We start from the raw sequence: 19,153 nt of genomic DNA, 5'->3' as shown, positions 1-19,153 counted from the left end.
TCCGCAGGCGTGACCGGCTGAGGGTGGGCGGCTCTCGCTAGGGCGCGGCGCGTTTGAGTTCGATCTTCGCCAATTTTTCGAAGTAGCGGACGATCGCGCCGTGGTCGGAGTTGCCGTGGTCGTCGTGCTTGAGCGTTTGGAGAATCTCCATCACGGAGGCCGTGAGCGGCAGGGGCGCGCCGACCTCGTGCGACGTGTCGAGCGCGTTGGCGAGATCCTTGATGTGAAGGTTGATTCGGAAACCAGGATTGAATTTGCGGTCGAGCATCAGGGGCGCCTTGGCGTCCATCACGGTGCTGCCGGCCAGGCCGCCGCGGATGGCTTGATACACGAGGTCCGGATCGGCGCCGGCTTTGGCGGCGAGTACCAGCGCTTCGGATACGGCGGCGATGTTGAGCGCGACCACGACTTGATTGGCCAGTTTGGCGATGTTGCCGGCACCGATGTCGCCGACCCGCACCACGGAGGCTGCCATCGACTTGAAAACGGGCACGCAGCGATCGAAGATCTCCTGCTTGCCGCCGACCATGACGGAGAGCGTGCCGCTGATGGCCTTGGGCTGGCCGCCGCTGACGGGCGCGTCGAGCATCTCGATGCCTTTGGCCGCCAGGCTGGCGGCGATCTCGCGACTCGCAAGTGGGGCGATGGAACTCATGTCCGCGACGATGCAGCCGGGCCGGGCACCCTCGATCACGCCGTTCGCACCGAGGACGACTGCTTTCACCTCGGGAGAATTGGGCAGCATGGTGATGACAACATCAACCTGTGCGGCGACCTCCTTGGGCGTCGCCGCAGAGGTGGCGCCAGCGGCGGTCAGCTCGGCGACCGAGGCGGCGTTGCGGCTGCAAACGACGAGTTTGTAGCCGGCCTTGAGAATATTTTGGCCCATGGGCTTGCCCATGATGCCGAGTCCGATGAATCCGATTTTCATAGTGAGAGTGTGGGCTGAAATCTGGCTGGATGCGGGAGTGATGCGGGGAGCAGGCGCTTAAGTGGACGAGGCCATGGTCTTCATCCAGTCGAACGATGCGGCGGAATTGGGCTTGGGGATGTATTCAAGGCCGACCCAGCCGGCATAACCACATTCGTCGAGCTGGCGGAAAATAAAGGGGAAGTTGATCTCGCCGGTGCCCGGTTGATGTCGTCCGGGATTGTCCGCGATCTGGATGTGGCCGATGCGGGCAAGGTGCTTGAGGAGATTGCCGGTGAGTTCGCCTTCCTCGCGTTGCGCGTGATAGAAGTCGTATTGCACGCGGACATGGGGGAGGCCGACCTCGTCGATGAGGCGGAGGGCGTGATCGATGCGGTTGATGAAGAAGGCGGGGATGTCGAAGTGATTGATCGGCTCCACCACGAGCTCGATGCCGGCGGTCGCCAACGCGGTGGCGGCGAAGCGGATGTTTTCCACCAGCGTCCGCCCGTGTTCGTCGTCGCTGGGCCCGGCGAGGCGTTTGCCCGCGAGGCAGTTCAGGCGGCTCACGCCGAGAACCCGGGCGTATTCGATGGCCTTGGACACGCCGGCGCGAAACTCCTCGCTGCGGCCGGGCAGGGCGGCGATGCCGCGTTCGCCCGCGGCCCAGTCTCCCGCCGGAAGATTGAAGAGGACTTGGCTCAGTCCGTGTTTGTCGAGCTCGGCTTTGAGGTCCGCGGCTTTGAACGGATACGGGAACAAGTATTCGACGTGGCTGAAGCCAGCCGCGCGGGCCAGAGCGAAGCGCTCCATGAAGGGCGCCTCGGTGAAGAGCATCGTGAGGTTGGCGGCGAATTTTGGCATAGGGAGAGAATGGGTTGGTCGGATGACCTGTTCAGCGGGCTCCCTGCATGGAGGAGGCCAGGAGGCCGCACAGAAAAATGATCAACGCGCCGCCGATGCTGGTGGAGAGGCGGGCGAACGGCATCAGTTGCATGCGCTTCGCGGCCGAGAGCACGGCGACATCGCCGGTGCCGCCCATATTCGTCATGCAAAGTCCGGCCGTGAGGGCCGACTCGATAAAATAAAATCCCACCAGTCGCCCGACCAGTCCGGCCCCGAGGATCGCTCCGATCACCACGACCGCGCAGAGGAAAACATAATGTGGCGTGATGGACTGGGCGACTTCGCCCAAGTCCGTGAAGACAACGCCGATCGCCAGCAGCACGATGCCGACGAAGGCTTTCACCACGGCCTTGAACCAAGAGTAGCAGGCGCTGATGAGGTAGGCCGGGAGCAGGCCCGAGATATTGGCCAACGCCACGGCGACGACCAACCAGGCGAGGTTATGCACCGAGGGGACGAAGTGGTTGAGCACTTTTCCCAAGGCATAAAAGCCGCAGGCGACCGCCGCACCGATCAGCAGATTGGCGGGCGAAAAATCAACTTTCGGTTCTTCCTGCACGAGCGAGGCGTCTTTCATCAGCTCACCGTTGCCGCTGAGAGCGGGGAACCATCCACCCAGCCGATTGAGCAAGGCCGCGGCGATGATCGAGAAGACATTGCCCAGCACCACAGCTGGAACGAAAATCGACATGACCTGCTTCATGTCTTGCCCCGTGATGCTATTGACGACCTTCGCCATCGGCACCGCGCCTCCACCCATGCCGCCGCCGAGAATGGGAAAGCCGATGTTCAGCACCAATTCCGCCCAGCCGCGACCCAAGATGACGCCCACCAGCGCGAGCAGTGCGCAACTGGCGATGACACCGCCCGCGACCGGAGCAGCGTAGCGCAGGCCGGCTTTGACCAGCATCCTGGAATGAATGCCGAAGATGGCTCCGGTGATCAGACTGCAGATGAAGAAGTCGAGGAAGTTGGTGCCGGTTTCCTTCATGAAGCTACCGAAAGACGCCACCACCGGCGGGGTGAGAATCTTGAAGTGCACCAACGCGGCACCGAGAAAAATGAGCAGCAGCGGCGAGCCGCCCAGGTAGTCCTTCAGGATCGGAGTGCGCTCGCCCAGTGGTTCGAGGACGAGCGCCAGTGGCAGGAGTAAACAGGCCGCGCCAATGATGCCCGTGGGCATCACTCCCAGATACATGGCGAGGAAGCCAAGACCGAGGAACACATAGACGGGTCCCCGGAGGAATCGTTTTTCAGGAGTGAGCTCAGGCATCGTGGTTGGTCGCAGCGGATGAGTCGTGGACTTTTGAGAGGTCAATGGGCCAAGACGGCCAACCCGGCCTGCGCGACCTGCCCGTCCTGAGCACTCGTGCCGCCGGAAATACCGATGCTGCCGACGACCGCTCCGTTGATGATGATCGGTAGTCCGCCATCGATTGGCACGGCCCCGCTCATGACCAGCATGCGCAGCCCCTCGCCGCCGGCGGCGACCATGTCGTGAAACGCCTTGGTCGGCCGACGAAACGCCACGGCGGACCGCGCCTTGTCCTGCGCGACCTGCACGCTGCCGAACTGGGCTTGGTCCATGCGCTCGAGCAGCACGAGATGACCACCCGCGTCCATGATCGCCACGACCATCAGCCAGCCGTTCTGCCGGGCGTTTTGTTGGGCGGCGGCGGATAGTGTTCGTGCCTGCTCCAGCGTGATGGAAGGTCCGTAGGTCGGGACTTGTGGTTTGTTGGTGCTCATCGATTCCAGTTTTCTCATTGCGATGATTTCGCGCTGCGCGTCTTCACCTCGCGGCGGCGGGCGTGGAGAATGAATTCGGTGTAGCCGTTGGGCTGCGCGCCGCCCTTGAAGATGAGGTCGCACGCGGCTTGAAAGGCGGTGCTTTGATCGAAGCGCGGCGCCATGGGACGGTAGTTTGCGTCGCCGGCGTTCTGGCGATCCACGATGGCGGCCATGCGCTGCAGCGTCTCCGTGACCTGTGACTCGGTGCAAATGCCGTGGCGCAGCCAGTTGGCGATGTGCTGGCTGGAGATGCGGAGCGTGGCGCGGTCTTCCATGAGACCGACGTCGCTGATGTCGGGAACCTTCGAGCAGCCCACGCCCTGATCGATCCACCGCACGACGTAGCCGAGGATGCTCTGGGAGTTGTTGTCGAGCTCCTGCTGGATCTCCGCCGCAGTGGGTTTCGCGGTGCCGAGCAGCGGCAGCGTGAGGATGGCGGCGAGACTGGCGCGCGGCCGTTGGGCGATCTCCTCCTGACGCTGCGCCACGTTGACCTCATGATAGTGCAACGCGTGCAACGTGGCGGCGGTCGGAGACGGCACCCACGCGGTGTTCGCGCCGGCTTTCGGGTGGGCGCTTTTGGTCGCCACCATCTGAGCCATGAGATCGGGCATCGCATACATGCCTTTGCCGATCTGGGCGCGACCGCGCAGGCCGCAGGCGAGGCCGTTGTCCACGTTCCAAGCTTCGTAGGCGAGAATCCAGGGCTGCGATTTCATCGCGTTCTTCCGCACCACCGCGCCCGCGGCCATGCTGGTGTGGATCTCGTCGCCCGTGCGATCCAGGAAGCCGGTGTTGATGAAGGCCACGCGCTCTCTCGCGGCGCGGATGCACTCCTTGAGATTGATCGTGGTGCGTCGCTCTTCGTCCATGATGCCGACCTTGATCGTGAAGCGCGGCAAGCCCAGGGCGTCCTCGATCCGACTGAAGAGTTCGCAGGTCAACGCGACTTCGTCCGGCCCGTGCAGCTTGGGCTTCACGATGTAGATGCTGCCCGCGCGGGAATTCCGCAGGCGGGACAGGCCCTTCACATCATGGAGCGAGATCAGGGCGGTGAAGAGCGCGTCGAGGAACCCTTCGGGGGTTTCCCGGCCGTCGCGATCGAGCACGGCATCGGTGAACATGTGATGCCCGACATTCCGCGCGAACAGCACGCTGCGCCCGGACAGGGTGAGCCGGCCGCCATCGGGGCGGGTGTAAGTGCGGTCCGGGTTGAGCGTGCGCGTGTGCGGCTTGTCGCCCTTCACGAACGTCTCGGACAGATCCCCCTGCAGCAGCCCGAGCCAGTTGGCGTAGGCCTGGAACTTGTCCGCCGCGTCCACGACCGACACGGAGTCCTCGAAGTCCTGAATCGTGGTGAGGGCGGATTCCAGCACGACATCCTTGATGCCCGCCGCGTCGGTCTGCCCGATGGTGTGGGTGCGGTCGAACTGGATTTCGAAATGCAGCCCGTGGTTTACGAGGAGAATGGATTTCGGCGCGGTGGGTTCCCCGGTGTAACCCGCGAATTTCGCGGCGTCGGCGAGCGGGGTGATGGCACCCTTCGCAAGTTGGATGGAGAGCTTGCCCCCGTTCACCGCATAACCCGTGGCGTCCGCGTGACTGCCGCTGGCGAGCGGTGCCGCTTGATCCAGAAATTTTCGGGCGAACGCGATGACCTTCGCGCCGCGGGTGGGATTGTAACCGCCGGACTTTTCGCAGCCGTCGTTTTCGGGAATCACGTCCGTGCCATAAAGCGCATCGTAGAGACTGCCCCAGCGCGCGTTGGCGGCGTTGAGTGCATAGCGGGCGTTGGTGACAGGCACCACGAGCTGCGGCCCGGCGATCAGAGCGACCTCGGCGTCCACGTTGGCAGTCGTGGCGGAGAAGTCCGGGCCTTCCGGCAGGAGATAGCCGATCTCGCCGAGAAAGTTCTGGTAGGCGGCCGCGTCATGCGGCGTGCCCGCCTGCTGCCGGTGCCAGCCGTCAATCTTCGCCTGCAAGTCGTCGCGCTGGGCGAGCAGGGCGCGGACCCGCGGAGCGAGGTCCGCGACGATTTTTTCCAGCGCGGCCCAGATCGATTCGGGCGCGAGCCCCGTGCCGGGACAGATGCGCTGGGAGAGCAGATCGTGGAGGACGGTGGCGACCTGCAGGCCGCCCTGTGGAATTCGATCGGTCATGGCGAGAAATGGTTCCTGTTCAGTCATGGTCCCCACGGGAGTACGTTGAGGTGGTCAAGATTCACGACTGCGCCGGGGCGCAACTCGATCCGGTTGGCGCCGCGACGAAGCGTCACGATCTTTCGGTCCCACGCCCAGGAGTTGCCGCCGCCCGTGGGCCACAGTATCAGCGGCATGGTGACGCCGTTTACGGTCAGGTCGGATTCCGTGACCAGCCCGCGCCGGATCGCATAGCGGAATTCCAAGGCATAGCGCCCGTCCTTGGGCGCATCAAAGGTCCACACCACCTTTCGCGGATCGAGCGTGTGAGAAAACTCAAGGTAGCCACGGCCCGTATAGCCGGCGGCTTCGGTGTGCAACGGCTGCTGCGCGTCACCTGCGACCGCGTCTTCGGCTTCGAGAATCGTGCCGCCGGGCGTCGGCGCGATGGCCGGGACTGCGGCCGTCGCGCCGACGATCGTCAGGTCATAGAGCACACTGTAAAACGTCTGGCGCCAGTCCACGTGCCCCACGCGATTCGTCCAAAGGGGATTGCGATACTGCGTCACGGCCGTCGCGCCGTAGAGCCGCCAGGCCTGGGCCGCGCGATTGAGTTCGTCGGCCAGCAGCTTCTGTCGCGCCGGGTCGTGGGCGGCACGTTGTTGGGCGAGCGCGAGCGCGGCCCGGATTTTGTGCGCGTAGTATTTTCCCAGATACGCCAGCGCCCGGATGTCCTCCAGGTTGGCGCGCAACTCCGCGTCCGAGCCAGCCGCAGCTTGCAAGCGATCGGCTCCGGCCAGCGCACTCGTGGCGAGTGCGTCGAGTTGCGCCGCGACCTGCGGCGGCGTCGTGCCGGTCGCGCGGGGATTTTTCACGTAGTCCGGAATCGACACCATGCCCGACGCCGGATGCGTGCGCAGCGAGATGAAGCGGTTCACGTCGTGGAAGCCCGTCGGCGTCTGTCCCTGCTCGGGCCGGCCCTGGCAGGCCTCGACATACCAATGGAAGTCGAGCGGGCCCCAGTGAAAGGCCGTCACCGTCGTCGGCACGAGCGAGGCATCCTGCCAGGCGGTGAAAAGGACGCGCGCATCCGCCGCGGGAAACCGCTCCTGGAGCAGCGCCGTCAGCCGCGTGTTGTCCAGCCCCGGATCGTATCCGAGGCGGCCCCACAGGCGCCAATGCCACGCATGTTTCTCCAGTTCGAGCGGGCGCGGCGCATCCTCGGGGCGGTTGGCGTCGAGGAAATCCCGCCCCCACACGTGTCCGTCCGAGCCGTAGTAGAAGCCCCGGGTCGGCCCGGCCGGCAGCCCGCGCACCAGGTCGCGCACGAAATCCGGCGCGTGCCAGCGGAAGTGATACACGTCGTCGTTGCGCAGCGTCCACATCGTGTCCCGTCCGCCGAGGTCCGTGAGATATTTTTCGTGAAACCGCGGCCGGGTCACCGCCAGCGCGTGCGCCTCCGCGTATTTGAAGCTGTAGGTGAAATCGACGCGCGGGTGGTCGAGCAACGCGCCGAAATGCCGCGCGATCTCCGCCGCGCCGGCTTCGTGCTGGCGGTGGACGAACAGCACGCGCCGCTCCGGCTGCTCCGCCAGGACATCGAGCACGCCCTGCCCGTAGGTCCTGGCCAGCCACGCTTCTTTCTCGGGTGCAGTCGCGCCCACCATGTTCTCGCCAGCGGTCACGCCGACGCCCGCCAAGTCCGGATAGGTGCGCAGCAGCGCGGCGACACTGCGGCGGAAGTAATCGGCCGTTGCCTCGTTTTTCCAGTCCGGCGGCAGGCCGCGCGCGGGATCGATGCCGTTGGTGAAGACGTTCCAGGTCACGATCGCGAAGCGCACGTTGCGGGACTTCCCGTAGCGCAGCACGTCGCGCCAGAACGCGATCTTGTCGTCGATCGTCAGGCGGCGGAGCGTCTCGGTTTTCCCGAGGATCTCCGGTGCGTCGAGGCCCATGGCTTGCAGGGTGTAGTGTTCCTTCCACGCCACCGTCGATCGCTGCACATCCGCGAGCGCCACGTCCGGATACTCGGGCACCTTCACGAGCGAGGGAAACGGATGCAGGCTCCAGAGCGTGACAAGGTTGAACCGATCGCGGGCCAGCCGGTCGATCAGCTCCCGCCAGAACGACGCGTCCCACATCGTCGCGATGTTCTTCTGGGCCGCATCGGAGGGATCCGAATAGCTCGGCGTCCGCGCGTCGAGCGGGGCGTTGAATTTCATTCCGCGCACGCGGAGGTGCGGCGTCCTTTCCAAATCCTGCACGGCCGCGGGCCCGCCAAGCCGGATCGTTTCGGCGACCTCCATCGCGCCGTACATGGCGCCGGCCGCATCCGCGCCCTCGATCTGGATCTCGCGCGCCGCGCCCTCGCCGCGCACCCGCACGCGGAAACTTTCCGGCGCGCCGCCGCCTGCGACCGACAACACGACGCGGGTCTGCGCTGCGCGCATACGCAGCGCCCCCTCGAGCTCCGCGGTGCCGAAGTCCATGGGGCCGCCGTCGCGCGTGTAGTCCACCGCGCCACTTCCCCGCGTGGCCAACGTGAGCGCGAGCACGGTCAGACCAATCGGAATGAGCCAATTTTTTTTCATGGAAGATGAAAGTGGCGGCGCTCGGGTGAGTCGCCGTCGTCTTGATCAGGCAAAAGGAACCCTCTTCCGTTCAGAGTCCTTCTCTGCCCAGGAGAACGCTCCTTCGCGCTGGAGGACCGGATCGGAATTCGAGTGTGTTTGTCAGCATTCAGGTTTGCGGGGTGGAGATGCGCGCGCTGGCAATCGTGCCGTCCGGCTGGGCGCTCTGGTCAGCGGCACCGAGACCACGGACGCGCGGGTTGCTCGGGGTGCCGCGCATCGCATGGGTGAATTCCTGGAAGCCACCGGAATTGAAACCGGATGCGCTGAAATCACCGGCGACGCCATCGACCTCCGTGCCGGCGGTGTAAGTGAGCAGGTCTTCGAGGTTGTTCGGCGCGAGGTCGTTCATGAAATCTTTGGTGATGACCGAAATCGAGCCGGCGACATCGCGGAGTTCGGTGCGGGGCGATTTCATGGGGTTGGGGTGGTTTGGGGTTCGGTGGCTTTGACTAATCCTGGCGGGCTATGGTCGCAGAACGCGTGGCCGGCGGGGAGTCGGCTCGCCGGTTCTGCCTCGCCGTCAAGGCGGTCCCCGCCAAGGCGTGAATTCGCCAAGGCGGGGTTGGACGCGTCCTCAGAAGTCGAACTTGTTGCTGAGGGTCCACGTCATCGGTTCGGCGATCCGGTTCACGGCGATGCTGCCGTCGGGTTGGGCTGCCACCGGAATGAGTTTCCGGTTCACCCCGAGATTGCGCACGTTGAGCTGCATCGACCACTTGATGTCGTGCCGGATCCGGCGAGAATAGCCGATCCAGGCGTCGTAGTTGGTTTCAGTCGGACCGTAGTAGGGGTGCTTCACATCGTTGATGGGATTGAAGGTCACGACGCCCGAAGGCGCATTGATGACCGGGTAGCCGATCGCGACCTTGTCCTGCCAGCGGATGGCCCCGCCGAACTTCACGTCTTTCAGCCGGCCCTCGGGAACGGTGTAGTTGGAGACGAGATTGAAACGCCACTTGCGCGCTTCCGGGGAAGGGCTGCCGTCCAGCGCGAGTTCCTTTCTGATGTCGACGACCTGCTGCGCGAATTGGTCGCGGAGCGCGGAGGTCGAGTTGGTGCCTTGGGGAATATTTCCGGCCGGTCCCCGCATGAGTTCGGTGATGCGATCGCCGAATTCGTTGAGCGCCGCGCCGGTGTTGTTGCGGATCGCGACCGATTGCGACGCGTTGGCAGCAATCCGCCAGCTCTTGGTCGGGTTGTAGATCAATTCGTAGTCCCAGCCTTTGGCGACGACATCGGACGTGGAGACCACCGTGTCCACCCGATCATCATGCGTCTGCGCGGTCGTGCCGACGTTCTTGTAGAGAAACGTGTCGAGGAACTGTCTCCCAAACGGGGCGGTGAAAAAGTCGTTCCACGCCTTGAGGGCCTCGACCGCGCCCGGGGTGTTGGGCAATCCGGTGTTGTAGGGCTGCGGATCCGTGTAAACGCGGTTCGCGCTGCCGGCGGCGATGTTCAGGTAGGTGGTGTTGACCTGACGCTGGATGGCATTTTGCGGGTTGCGCAGATTGCTGTTGGTCGAGTTGGCGGCGGTGGTCTCGAAATTGATGACGCGCAGTTCGAGCTTGCCCTTGAACAAGGCCAGGCGGCCGCCGAACTCCCTGGTTTGTCCCGTCGGTGCCGCAATCACCTTGCCATCCAGACCGGTCCGCGGGCTCGTCGGCGAGCTGTTGTCGGACCTGTTGTAGGTGAGCGAAGCGTCGGAGACGACGCGTACTTTCTCGAGGAACGATCGCGGGGCGTGCCCGACAATTCCGTAGTTGAACGTGTTGACCTTCGAATGGACTGCCTGCACGAGCGGCCAATTCTTGTAGTCGGTGAGCGTGACATTGCTGTTCGGGTCGCGGTTGGGCGCGCCGGCATCGTAGGCCTTGAAGTCATCGCTGCGCCAGCCGAGCGTCGTGATCAGATTGTCGTCCAACAGACGGCTGTTGGCGATGATCACCTTGGAGAGCGATTTGCTGCTTCGGCGGCTGAGGGTGTATTGGCCATTGCCGTCTTGGAAGTCCCAGTCGCTGGCATTGCGATACGTGTTGAAGGCCTTGTCCTGCCATTGCGCCGGTGCCTGGGAATTGATGACCGGCGATTGATAGTAGCGGGTGAGAATGGAATTGGAGCCATGAGCGCTCGTATTCACGCGCGTGTTCTGGACCCCGGCGTTCCGTCCGTCCACCGAGCCGACCAACGAGGGCCCCATGTAGTTGAACTGCCAGACGGCGCGCTTGTCGGCCGAAAAGGCGCGGTTCACCGTGGCCGTCGTGCCGGCATTGCTGGCCTGTTCCGAATCGAGGTAGTCGGTGCCGCTGTAGAGCGGGCGACCGCCGAAGGATTGGATGAAAAAGTCCGCCGAGCTGATGTTGCCGGTGAAGACATGCCGGCCGAGGACCTTGCTCAGCCAGCCCCGAGCGTGAGGCCGAAGATCCAGATCGTAGTAGCCGGTGACGCGGGCGCCCTTGCGATCGCGCGTCTCGGACTGGGCCCAACCGACTGCATTGGTGAAAGGCCGGCCGAAATTCGGATTCGTTGTGCCGTCGAGCAGCTTGGTGTTGATGTCGACGTTGATGATGTAGTTGCTGGGGTTGTTGAACGCCGCGTCCATATACTGCCAGTCGGCGGCGAACTCCACGCCCGCGCGGGAGCCGAGGCGCTGTTCGATCGTGGCATTGTAGGTCTTCCACCGCGAACGCTCCTGTTTGTTGGGTCCTTCGATCAACTGGGTGAAGTAGTCATAGACGGCGGTATCGACGTAGCGCGGCGTCTTCCAGAAATTGTAGGTCATGTTGGTGGGCGTCCAATTGGCGGCGGTGGGCGCGCTCGTCAGGCCCGTCTTCAGACGGCGGAGAAAATCCTGCGCGCTGCCGATGCCCACCATGGCGTCGCTCACCAGGGGATCCGCGGCGTTTGGCGTCGTGATGAAATTGGGATGGAGCCGTCCATTGTTGAACTCGAACCCGATGACGCCCCGTTCCTTGTAGCCGGTGATGCCGAGGGAGCGCACATTGGGGTTTTCGTTCACGACGTAGATGGCGTCGGTCAACGTGCTGGTCAGGGTGCCGTTTCGGCCGCCATTGAAGGTATTGGGAACTCCGTTTACGGTGGCGACTGAGCCCGGGAAAAACGGATTCAGCGTGCCGTTCGCCAGCAAGACGGACGGCGGAGTGCCGAGGAACGACAGGCGCGCCGTCGTCGGATCGTAAGTGGGCTTCCCCATGGCAATCCAATTCCCGATCAGGCTGTTCGGGAGCCAGTTCTCGGGCTTGTTGGTGACGCGATTCCCGTGCTCCACGCTCACCTTGACGGTGGTGGTGGCAAACGGCTTGTAGGTGGCGGTGCCATAGTAGCGCTCGTTCCGATCAAAGGCCGGCTTCTGCATGAACTTCTGATCGCCCGAGAGCGTGGCAAAACGGAGGGCGAGCTGATTCTTGAGCAGCACTTGATTGTGGTCCAACGAACCGCGCATGCTGCCGAAGCGCCCGTATCTGAACTCGGCCGAGGACGCGTTTTTCTGCGGATTGGCCTTGATGAGCGAGGCGTTGACGACACCCGAGGGCGACCCGAGCCCGAACAGCATGGCGTTGGGGCCGCGGTTGATTTCGACGCGATCGATGTTGTAGCCATCCGAAGGAATTTCGGTGGTGAAAAAGTCGCGCGCCTGATCGGAGCCGCTCGTGCCCGAGCCGATGGAGCGGATGCGGACGATCGACGCGGGTTGGCGGTTCACTTGCTCCGGGTCCACGCCGCCGGCGCTGACGTCAAAGCTCGACATGTTGCCCCCGAGCCCGGAGACCTCCGTGCCAGTCGTATAGACGAGGAGTTCGGCGAGGTTGGTGGCACCGAGGTCGTTCATGAAATCCTTGGTGATGACCGAGACGGACGCGGCGACGTCCTTCAGATCGGTCCGTAGGCGCGTGCCGGCGAGCGTGCCGTTCGCACGGTAGCCGTTGTCCTTGTCGGCCAAGACCTCGAACGGCGACAACTGGACGGTTTCAGCCTTCGATGAAAGAGGAGTAGGTGTTGGGGCGGGCGTGGTTTGAGCCACAACGGCGATCGTAGCCGAGAGCCAGCCTGCGAAGGCGGCAAGGAGCGTGCGAGGGTGGGGGTTCATGGTTCCAAATTTGAGTGGGTGTCTACGGTTTGGAGAAAATCTCATTTGCGGAGTCCTTGCCCGTTTCCGAGGCCACGCCGGAGGGAGGTGAGCGCGAACAAGCGCGACACTGCTCGCGGGCGGGGTGAAACGACGGCAGGCGTCAGAACGTGCCTTTGATGCCGAATGTGACCAGCGCCCCGACTTCTTCACGGCTGCGGAAGCGCGCCTGGCTCGGCGTGCTGGGGCCGAAGATCTTGTTATCGGTCGGAGCGGAATCGCCGAAATTCCGGATGGCCGCAAACAGGGCCAGCTTCCGGGTGAAGGTGTAATCTGCCTGCAGGTCCACGTAGAGCTGCTTGGCATTCCAGTTATACGTGCCGGGCTCGATGCTGCGGCCGGTGACCACGGCGCCGCGCTGACGGCCGCGGTAGTTCCAATTGCCGCGGAGAGTGAATTTCGGACGAGAGAGACTCACGCCCCAGTTGTAGGTCTGCGGGGTGAAACCGTCGAAGTTCGACGCCGCGTCGCCCTGCGTGCGGACGATGCTCGCGTTGGCGAAGACCTGCACGCCACGCGCCCAGTGCGGGAGAAAGGTGAGCGCCTGCTTGTATTCGAAATCGAGGCCGGTCATCCGCACGGTGGTCGGGACATTATACTGCGTGGCCACCGGATAGGCGCCGTAGGTGGCCGGATCGAGATCGTAGAGCGCGAGGAACTCTGGCGTCGCGGGGAAGGTGACGTTGCCGAAGAAATTCTCGAAATCGCGGCGCCACGCCCCGACGGAGAGATTGCCGACTCGCTCGAAATAATACTCGAGCCGCACTTTGGTCGTCTTCGCACTCCAGGCCTTGATGCCGGCGTTGTTCACCCCAATTCGACTGTTGGCGTTGCTGGCGTTGGGCGTGTTTTCGGTGTCGGGCAGCGTGAGGGCGCCGGCGTATTGATTGAAGTTGGGCCGGCCCACCGAGGTGTAGAAGGCGGAGCGGAGGATCAGGTTTTCGCGGAGGTTGTAGCTCGCGTTCAGGCTCGGAAAGAGCCGCAGGTATTCCTTCTCGGCGCGCTGGCCGCGATCGATGAAAGTGAGCTGGGAGTAGGCCAGGCCGGCGTTCGTCGGCACCATGAGGAGCGGAGCGCCGGCGGCGTTGCGCAGGATGCGACCGCTGGCGTCGCGCTGGTAGGCGCGCGTCGGATCGGTGAGCGCACCCTCGCCCGAGACATTGGTCTGCTCGGCGCGCACGCCGCCGACGAGCTTCAGCCGCCGGTCGAAGAACGCCGCGTCGCCGCGGACGTAGCCGGACGAAATCACCTCGGCGGCGTGCTGCGATCCGGTCACCTCGTTCCGATAGCGAGTGTTGGGATCGACCGTGAAATACTCCGGGTTCGACTGGTAGAGGGAATAGAAGCGGGTGTTGTCGAGCCACTGAATCCGGCCGAAGCCGAAGGGCGCGGTGTTCTGCGAGTTGAAGACGTCCAGGGCCGCACCGGCCCGGTCGTCGCTGCCGAGCGGATCGGCGGGCGTGGTGGTGGCGCGTCGGTCGGCCCCGACAAAGGTAAACGTGGGCGCACTGCGACGGAGGTCACGGACCTGCTGACGGACGTCGAGTCCAGCCTTGAGGGTGACAGGCACCTCGCGCACCACGAAATCGCGGCGCAGATTGGCGTAGGCGCTGCGCTTCAGGTCGGAGGACGGGCGCTGGTTGCTGCTGCCGGTGGCGAGCGAGTAATTGTCAAGCACACCGGGATCGATCGGTGCGCCGTTGGGGGCGGTCACGGTGATGCGGCGCGGACGCAGATAGAAAATATCGTCGAACGCGATGGTCACGCCCGTGCGCCGGGCGAGGGGCGTGGCGAAGAACCCCTTGTCGACATCGCTGAAGATATTGGTCGAGTGGGAGTGGCCGGCGCCGACCTCGGATTTCCACACGGGTCCGTCGTGCCGCCAGACGAGCGTGGGCATCCACGTGGTGCCGACTTTCCCGTCCGCATCGTTTTCCATGCGAATCTCCGCCTGACCCGGCGCGCTGCGGGTGGACGTCGGCGTGAAATCGCCGGGGAGCACCTGGTTGATTTGGAAGTGCAGGGTGCGGTTGCTGCGCCGCTTGTCGGAAAACGCATATTGAAACGCGAGCGACACGGTGTCGTTGCGCGTGAGCTTGTAGTCCATCGTCAGGCCGGCGGAGGAGCGGCGGCTGATCTTGCCGCCGTCGCGCACGGAGTAGTCGGTGAGGTACGGCTTGTCCGGCGTGGTGTCGGGGAAGTTACCGGGATTGGTGATCGCGCCGTTGACGATCGTGGGCGCGCTGGTGGCGGAGCCCACGCCGCGCCACGAAGTCTGCATGGCATCGAGCGGCGTGTATTGCGTGCTGTTGCCGGCGGACAGCGTGAAGCCGAAGCGCTTGTTCACGGGCACGACGTAGGACATCTCCCAGCCGGGATAGGTCTTGGCGGCATTCTTGTTCAGCGGGCCCGGCGACTTCGTGAAGGGAAGCTCGCGGTGGTTGTCCCGCATCAGCAGATAGGCGCTGTAATTGAAGACGGGCTTCGAACGCTCGAACGCGCTGCGCGGAACCATGTTGACCGAGCCGGCCAGCGCCATGCCGGGCGACTCGGGCGTGGGCGTATGGAGCACCTCGATACGCGAGATGTTGTTGAGCGAAATCTGATCCAGCAGAACATTGCGATTGGTGCTCGAGCCCGAGGCCCCGGCGAGATCGAAGCCGCCGACGGAGATCGGCACGTTGCCGGCGGGAACGCCGTTCATCGAGAACTGGCGCGCCTCGCCACCGGCGACGTTGATGTTCATGCCCGGAAGATATTTGAAAAACTCGCCCACGTTGCCGTCGGTGATCGCGCCGAACTCCTCGGCGGAGACGACGTTCTTGATGCTCGCGGCGAAGCGCTGCTCGTTGATCGCGATCGCGGCGCCATCCATTTCCTTCGACGTGGCGACGACGAACTCACCCAGTTTCACGACGCCGTCGGTGGATCTGGAGTCGGCCCGCCGCGCGCCGGCCTCAAGACTGAAGTCGCGCTGTGCGGTGCCGCCGGCCGTGACGACCACCGCTTCCGTCTGCACATCGAGCCCCGTGAAGAATACGCGCACGCGCGCCGGGCCGGCGGGGACGTTGGTGAGGCGATATTGTCCGCTGGAGTCGGTGAAGGTTTCGAGGCCGGTGCCCTCGACCGTGACGCGGGCGCGCTCGAGGTATTCGCCGTTGCGGACATTGAGCACGCGGCCTTCGACGCTGCCGGTGGCGACGGATTGCGCGCAGGCAACAGCCGCGGCGAACGCAGCGAGCGCGACGACGAGAGTCACGCGACGAATCGAAGTGAAGAATGAAGGGGTGTTCATCGGGGTAGTGGCCCGAAAGTGCGACCGGCCGCGACGCGGTCAAAAATGGAATCGGCTCTGTCCGTATTGCGGGCAGTTTTTTTCGCACCGCGGAAGCCCGACGGCGGTCAAGCCGGGCCGAGGTGACGGCGGATCGCCGCGAGCGCCTGCCGAGCTTTGGCCTCGGTAAAGCGGAAGAACGGCCACTTCACGCAAATCACCGGGGTCACCGCCGAAGCTTTGCCCGCCCAGGTGGCGATGGCGGTGATGTTGGGATCGGATTCGCGGCGATTCCACGCGATGCCGGTGCGGCGCGCCTCGTCGATCTCGGTGAGCAACCGCCGATCGGTCAGGCCGGCGCACAGATCGGGCCGCTGCGAGAGCAGGAGCTTGCCGGTCGCAGTGCGGTGGAGCGGGTAGAGGGCGCTCTTGAGCGGATCGATGGTGATGGGATGAGCGGCCTGCACCCAGTCGATGTAGCGCACGCCGCGACCCTCGCCGAGGCCGAGTTCGACCAGCTCGTCGAGCTCACCGGCGATGGCGTGGAGCGCGCGGTGGTTGCGTTCCTTGATTTCCCGATACATGTCGCGGTTGCACCAATCGTGAAACCGCTCGGTGGTGCCCCACACATTTTCCTGGTGCGCGATCAGGCCGAACTGCTCCAGCGTCCCAAGCATGCGGAGCACGGAGGTGCGCGGGAACTTCAGGCGCTGACGAATTTCGGGCACGGTGAGGCCCGCGGGGTTGCGGGCGAGCAGCGTGAGCAGATCGAGGCCCTTGAGGAAAGACGTGGCGATTTCGCGTTTCTGCCGGGAGTCGGGGGCGGCGGGAGTCATGACGTGGTGGATCGGCTGGCCGGCGGCGGCGTGGGGTGCGGATGCCGCGGAAATCAGCCAGGCGGGTGCAGGACGGTCAGGTTCACTTGCGAAAGCCCTTCTCGCTGCCGGAGCGTTTGCCGTCGTCCTTGAGCGTGCCCGGTTTCCACGTGCGCGCGAGGTCGACATCGGCGGCCACGTTTTCGGTCAAGGCGGTGATGTTCACGAAACCGAGGCGATTATAGAGCGCGGGAACGTAGTGCGCATCCCGCACGGCGGCATATTTCTTCCAGTGAGCCAGGGCGTCGCCAAGGTGACGGAGCGAGGCAGCTTGTTCGGATGGGTCGCCGCGGGCGTCAAACAGCGCGAGCGCGCAGGCGCCGCGAATCTTCGCCGCATAGTAGCGGCCCAACCAGGCCAGCGCCTCGCAGTCGTTGATGTTCTTCTGGAGCTCGGCGTCCTGCTTGGCGGCATCACGCAGCGCATCGAGCGCCGCGAATGTCTCCGCCGCCGCGCCGTCGAGCGCAGCTGCGATGTCCGGAGGCGTGGTTTCCACCATCGGCTTGCGGCCGAGGAGGCGGATGCGCCAGTCGCGGATCGGCAGCACGTCGGAGCCCGGCATCGTGATGCCTTCCATGAAATGGCGCACGGTGTAGAAGCCCTTGCTGCGCGGATGGCTGAGGCAGGCTTCGGGAAACCACTTCAGATCGATGTCGCCCCAAAAGAAGCGCGTGGTGAGCGGCATGACCTGGGCGGCACCTTGCAGGGCGCGGAAGAGGGCGTGGGCCGGGGCCGACGGATGCCGGGCCGCCAGCGCGCGCTCGAAATGCGAGTCCGGGAGCGCCGGGTCATACGCCAGCCGGCCCCAGAGCATGAACGCATACCACTGCTTCTCCATCACGAGCGGGCGTGGGCCGGGCGCGGGGTTGCGTTCGAGGAAGTCGCGGCCCCAGGTGTAGCCGTCCGGCCCCATGTAGAAACCGGCGATCTTGTCCGCGGGCGGGATGTTGGCGATGTAGTCCCGGGTGTAGGCCGGATCGCCGAAGCGGAACGTGTAGATGTCGTCGTTGCGCACCGTGAGCCACGTCTTCCGGCCCGGCGCGAGATTCTCCAGCAAGGGTTGGATGAAGTTCGGTTTCGTGATCGAATACATGTGCGCCACCGAATACTTGAAGCTGAACTCGACCTGGCCCGGGTAATCCTTGAAGGCATTCAGGATGTCGCTCTGCGCCGTCCAGTGGAAGCGGTGGATCAGTCCGAACTGCCGTTGCGGAGTGTCCTTCAACCCGTCGCGCACGCCTTCGCCGTAGGTGTCCCAGAGCCAGGCTTCCTTCGCGGTGGAAGCCATGGCATTGGGCATGTTTTCGCCGGCGGTGATGCCGACGCCGGCGAGCAGCGGGTAGGTCTTCACCATCTCCCGCACGCTGGCGCGGAAATAGTGTTTCGTGATCGGGTTGTTCAGGTCGTCGGTGATGCCGTGTTTCCCGGCGGCACCGAAGGTGAAGACATTCCAGGTGAAAACATAGACGCGGATGCCCCGGTCGGCGGCCTGCTGCATGACCCAGCGCCAGAACGCGATCTTCTCGTCGATGGTGATGCGCTTCACGACCTCATGATTGGCCAGCATGGCGGGGCGGACCATGTCGGTGCCGTGGAAGTGAAACGTGTCGTCGAGCGTGGCGCGGGTGCGCCAGACGTCGTGCAACGCGACCTCGGGAAACTCCGGCACCTTCACCAGCGAAGGGAAGGGATGCAGGCTCCAAAGCGAGAGCACGTTGTAGCGATTGCGCGCCATCCCATCGAGAAAGCGCGTCCAGAAATCGCGCTCCCACATTTCGGGGATGTTCGCCTGGGCGGCGTCGGCGCTGTCGCTGTAGCTCGGCGTGCGCAGATCGAGTGGAATATTGAATTTGATGCCCCGTTGCGCGATGTGCGGCTGGTGATCGGAGTCCTTCAAGGCATCGACGGTCCCCGTGCGAATCGCTTCCGCGATGTCGAGCCCGCCATACATGGCGCCCGTGGCATCGGCACCGTTCACCTCAATGGTCCGGCTCCCCTCTTTCTTCAGCACGCGAATGCTGTAGCTCTGTGCGACGCCGCCTGTTTTCTTTCCGACGGTGAGAGAAACGCGGATCTCTTGAGCAGGACCTGGAGTCATCGTTGCCTTGGCTCCGGCTTCACGGCGAATCTCCGCCGCAGCAAACTGCCCCGGCTCGCCGGCCGCGGAGTCTGACGCCACCTCGGTGGTCGCATTCGCCACCGGCGTGCACAGAGCTAGAAGGAGAGCTGTCGCGGGTGCGGCAGTGGTTAACCAATACAGGCGGTGATGGGAGATGATCATACTGAGAAAACGCCGTTGAAGCAGAGCCGCCTCTTTTCCGCACCTGGTGAATCGTCACCGGCTGGCCGGGGAGCAGTGTTATACCAATCGCTCCTTGCTTTTGGACTTCTGGATCGATCGTGGCTACGAGCGCCAGCGAGTGGCCGTTCGGCCACTCGCTGGCGCTCGTAGCCACGGCTAAAGTCCAAAGGCAAAGGGCGA

The 19,153-nt window shown here is 64.3% G+C and carries 11 protein-coding genes; all 11 read right to left on the bottom strand.

The features are described from left to right. Nucleotides 1-37: 37 nt before the first annotated feature. Nucleotides 38-931, bottom strand: coding sequence for a 2-hydroxy-3-oxopropionate reductase (gene garR, locus ACLJEU_RS25600; protein WP_414661162.1), 894 nt, complete (start codon nt 929-931; stop codon nt 38-40). Nucleotides 932-988: 57 nt separating this feature from the next. Next, on the bottom strand, nt 989-1,774 hold the full coding sequence (gene hyi, locus ACLJEU_RS25595) for a hydroxypyruvate isomerase (protein ID WP_414661163.1): 786 nt from the start codon (nt 1,772-1,774) through the stop codon (nt 989-991). Between the two features lie 31 nt (nt 1,775-1,805). Continuing rightward, nucleotides 1,806-3,089, bottom strand: a complete 1,284-nt coding sequence (locus ACLJEU_RS25590) for a 2-hydroxycarboxylate transporter family protein (protein ID WP_414661164.1) — start codon at nt 3,087-3,089, stop codon at nt 1,806-1,808. Nucleotides 3,090-3,130: 41 nt separating this feature from the next. Next, a complete protein-coding gene (locus tag ACLJEU_RS25585) occupies nt 3,131-3,583 on the bottom strand; it encodes a GlcG/HbpS family heme-binding protein (RefSeq protein WP_414661165.1) in 453 nt (150 codons plus the stop codon). Continuing rightward, nucleotides 3,580-5,766 carry a malate synthase G gene (locus tag ACLJEU_RS25580; RefSeq protein WP_414661166.1) on the bottom strand — a complete coding sequence of 729 codons (2,187 nt, stop codon included), beginning with the start codon at nt 5,764-5,766 and terminating at the stop codon, nt 3,580-3,582. Before ACLJEU_RS25580 ends, ACLJEU_RS25585 begins: the two co-directional genes overlap by 4 nt. A gap of 23 nt (nt 5,767-5,789) precedes the next feature. After that, on the bottom strand, nt 5,790-8,336 hold the full coding sequence (locus ACLJEU_RS25575) for a carbohydrate-binding protein (RefSeq protein ID WP_414661167.1): 2,547 nt from the start codon (nt 8,334-8,336) through the stop codon (nt 5,790-5,792). A gap of 148 nt (nt 8,337-8,484) precedes the next feature. Further along, the gene (locus ACLJEU_RS25570) at nt 8,485-8,793 is read right to left on the bottom strand and encodes a TonB-dependent receptor plug domain-containing protein (RefSeq protein WP_414661168.1); all 309 of its coding nucleotides are present in this window, start codon (nt 8,791-8,793) and stop codon (nt 8,485-8,487) included. A 159-nt stretch (nt 8,794-8,952) separates the two neighbouring features. Continuing rightward, a complete protein-coding gene (locus ACLJEU_RS25565) occupies nt 8,953-12,483 on the bottom strand; it encodes a TonB-dependent receptor plug domain-containing protein (RefSeq protein WP_414661169.1) in 3,531 nt (1,176 codons plus the stop codon). Nucleotides 12,484-12,625: 142 nt separating this feature from the next. Then, nucleotides 12,626-15,817 carry a carboxypeptidase regulatory-like domain-containing protein gene (locus ACLJEU_RS25560; protein ID WP_414661170.1) on the bottom strand — a complete coding sequence of 1,064 codons (3,192 nt, stop codon included), beginning with the start codon at nt 15,815-15,817 and terminating at the stop codon, nt 12,626-12,628. A gap of 107 nt (nt 15,818-15,924) precedes the next feature. Next, nucleotides 15,925-16,632: an IclR family transcriptional regulator domain-containing protein gene (locus tag ACLJEU_RS25555; protein WP_414661171.1), complete on the bottom strand. Its 708-nt coding sequence runs from the start codon at nt 16,630-16,632 to the stop codon at nt 15,925-15,927. 82 nt (nt 16,633-16,714) lie between these two features. Continuing rightward, a complete protein-coding gene (locus ACLJEU_RS25550) occupies nt 16,715-18,952 on the bottom strand; it encodes a beta-N-acetylhexosaminidase family protein (protein WP_414661172.1) in 2,238 nt (745 codons plus the stop codon). Between the last annotated feature and the right edge of the window lie 201 nt (nt 18,953-19,153).

The organism is Terrisphaera buseokensis (assembly GCF_047521145.2).
Taxonomy (GTDB): domain Bacteria; phylum Verrucomicrobiota; class Verrucomicrobiia; order Opitutales; family Opitutaceae; genus ER46.
The sequence above is the reverse complement of the archived record's forward strand: the minus strand, read 5'-3'. Positions and strand labels throughout refer to the sequence as shown.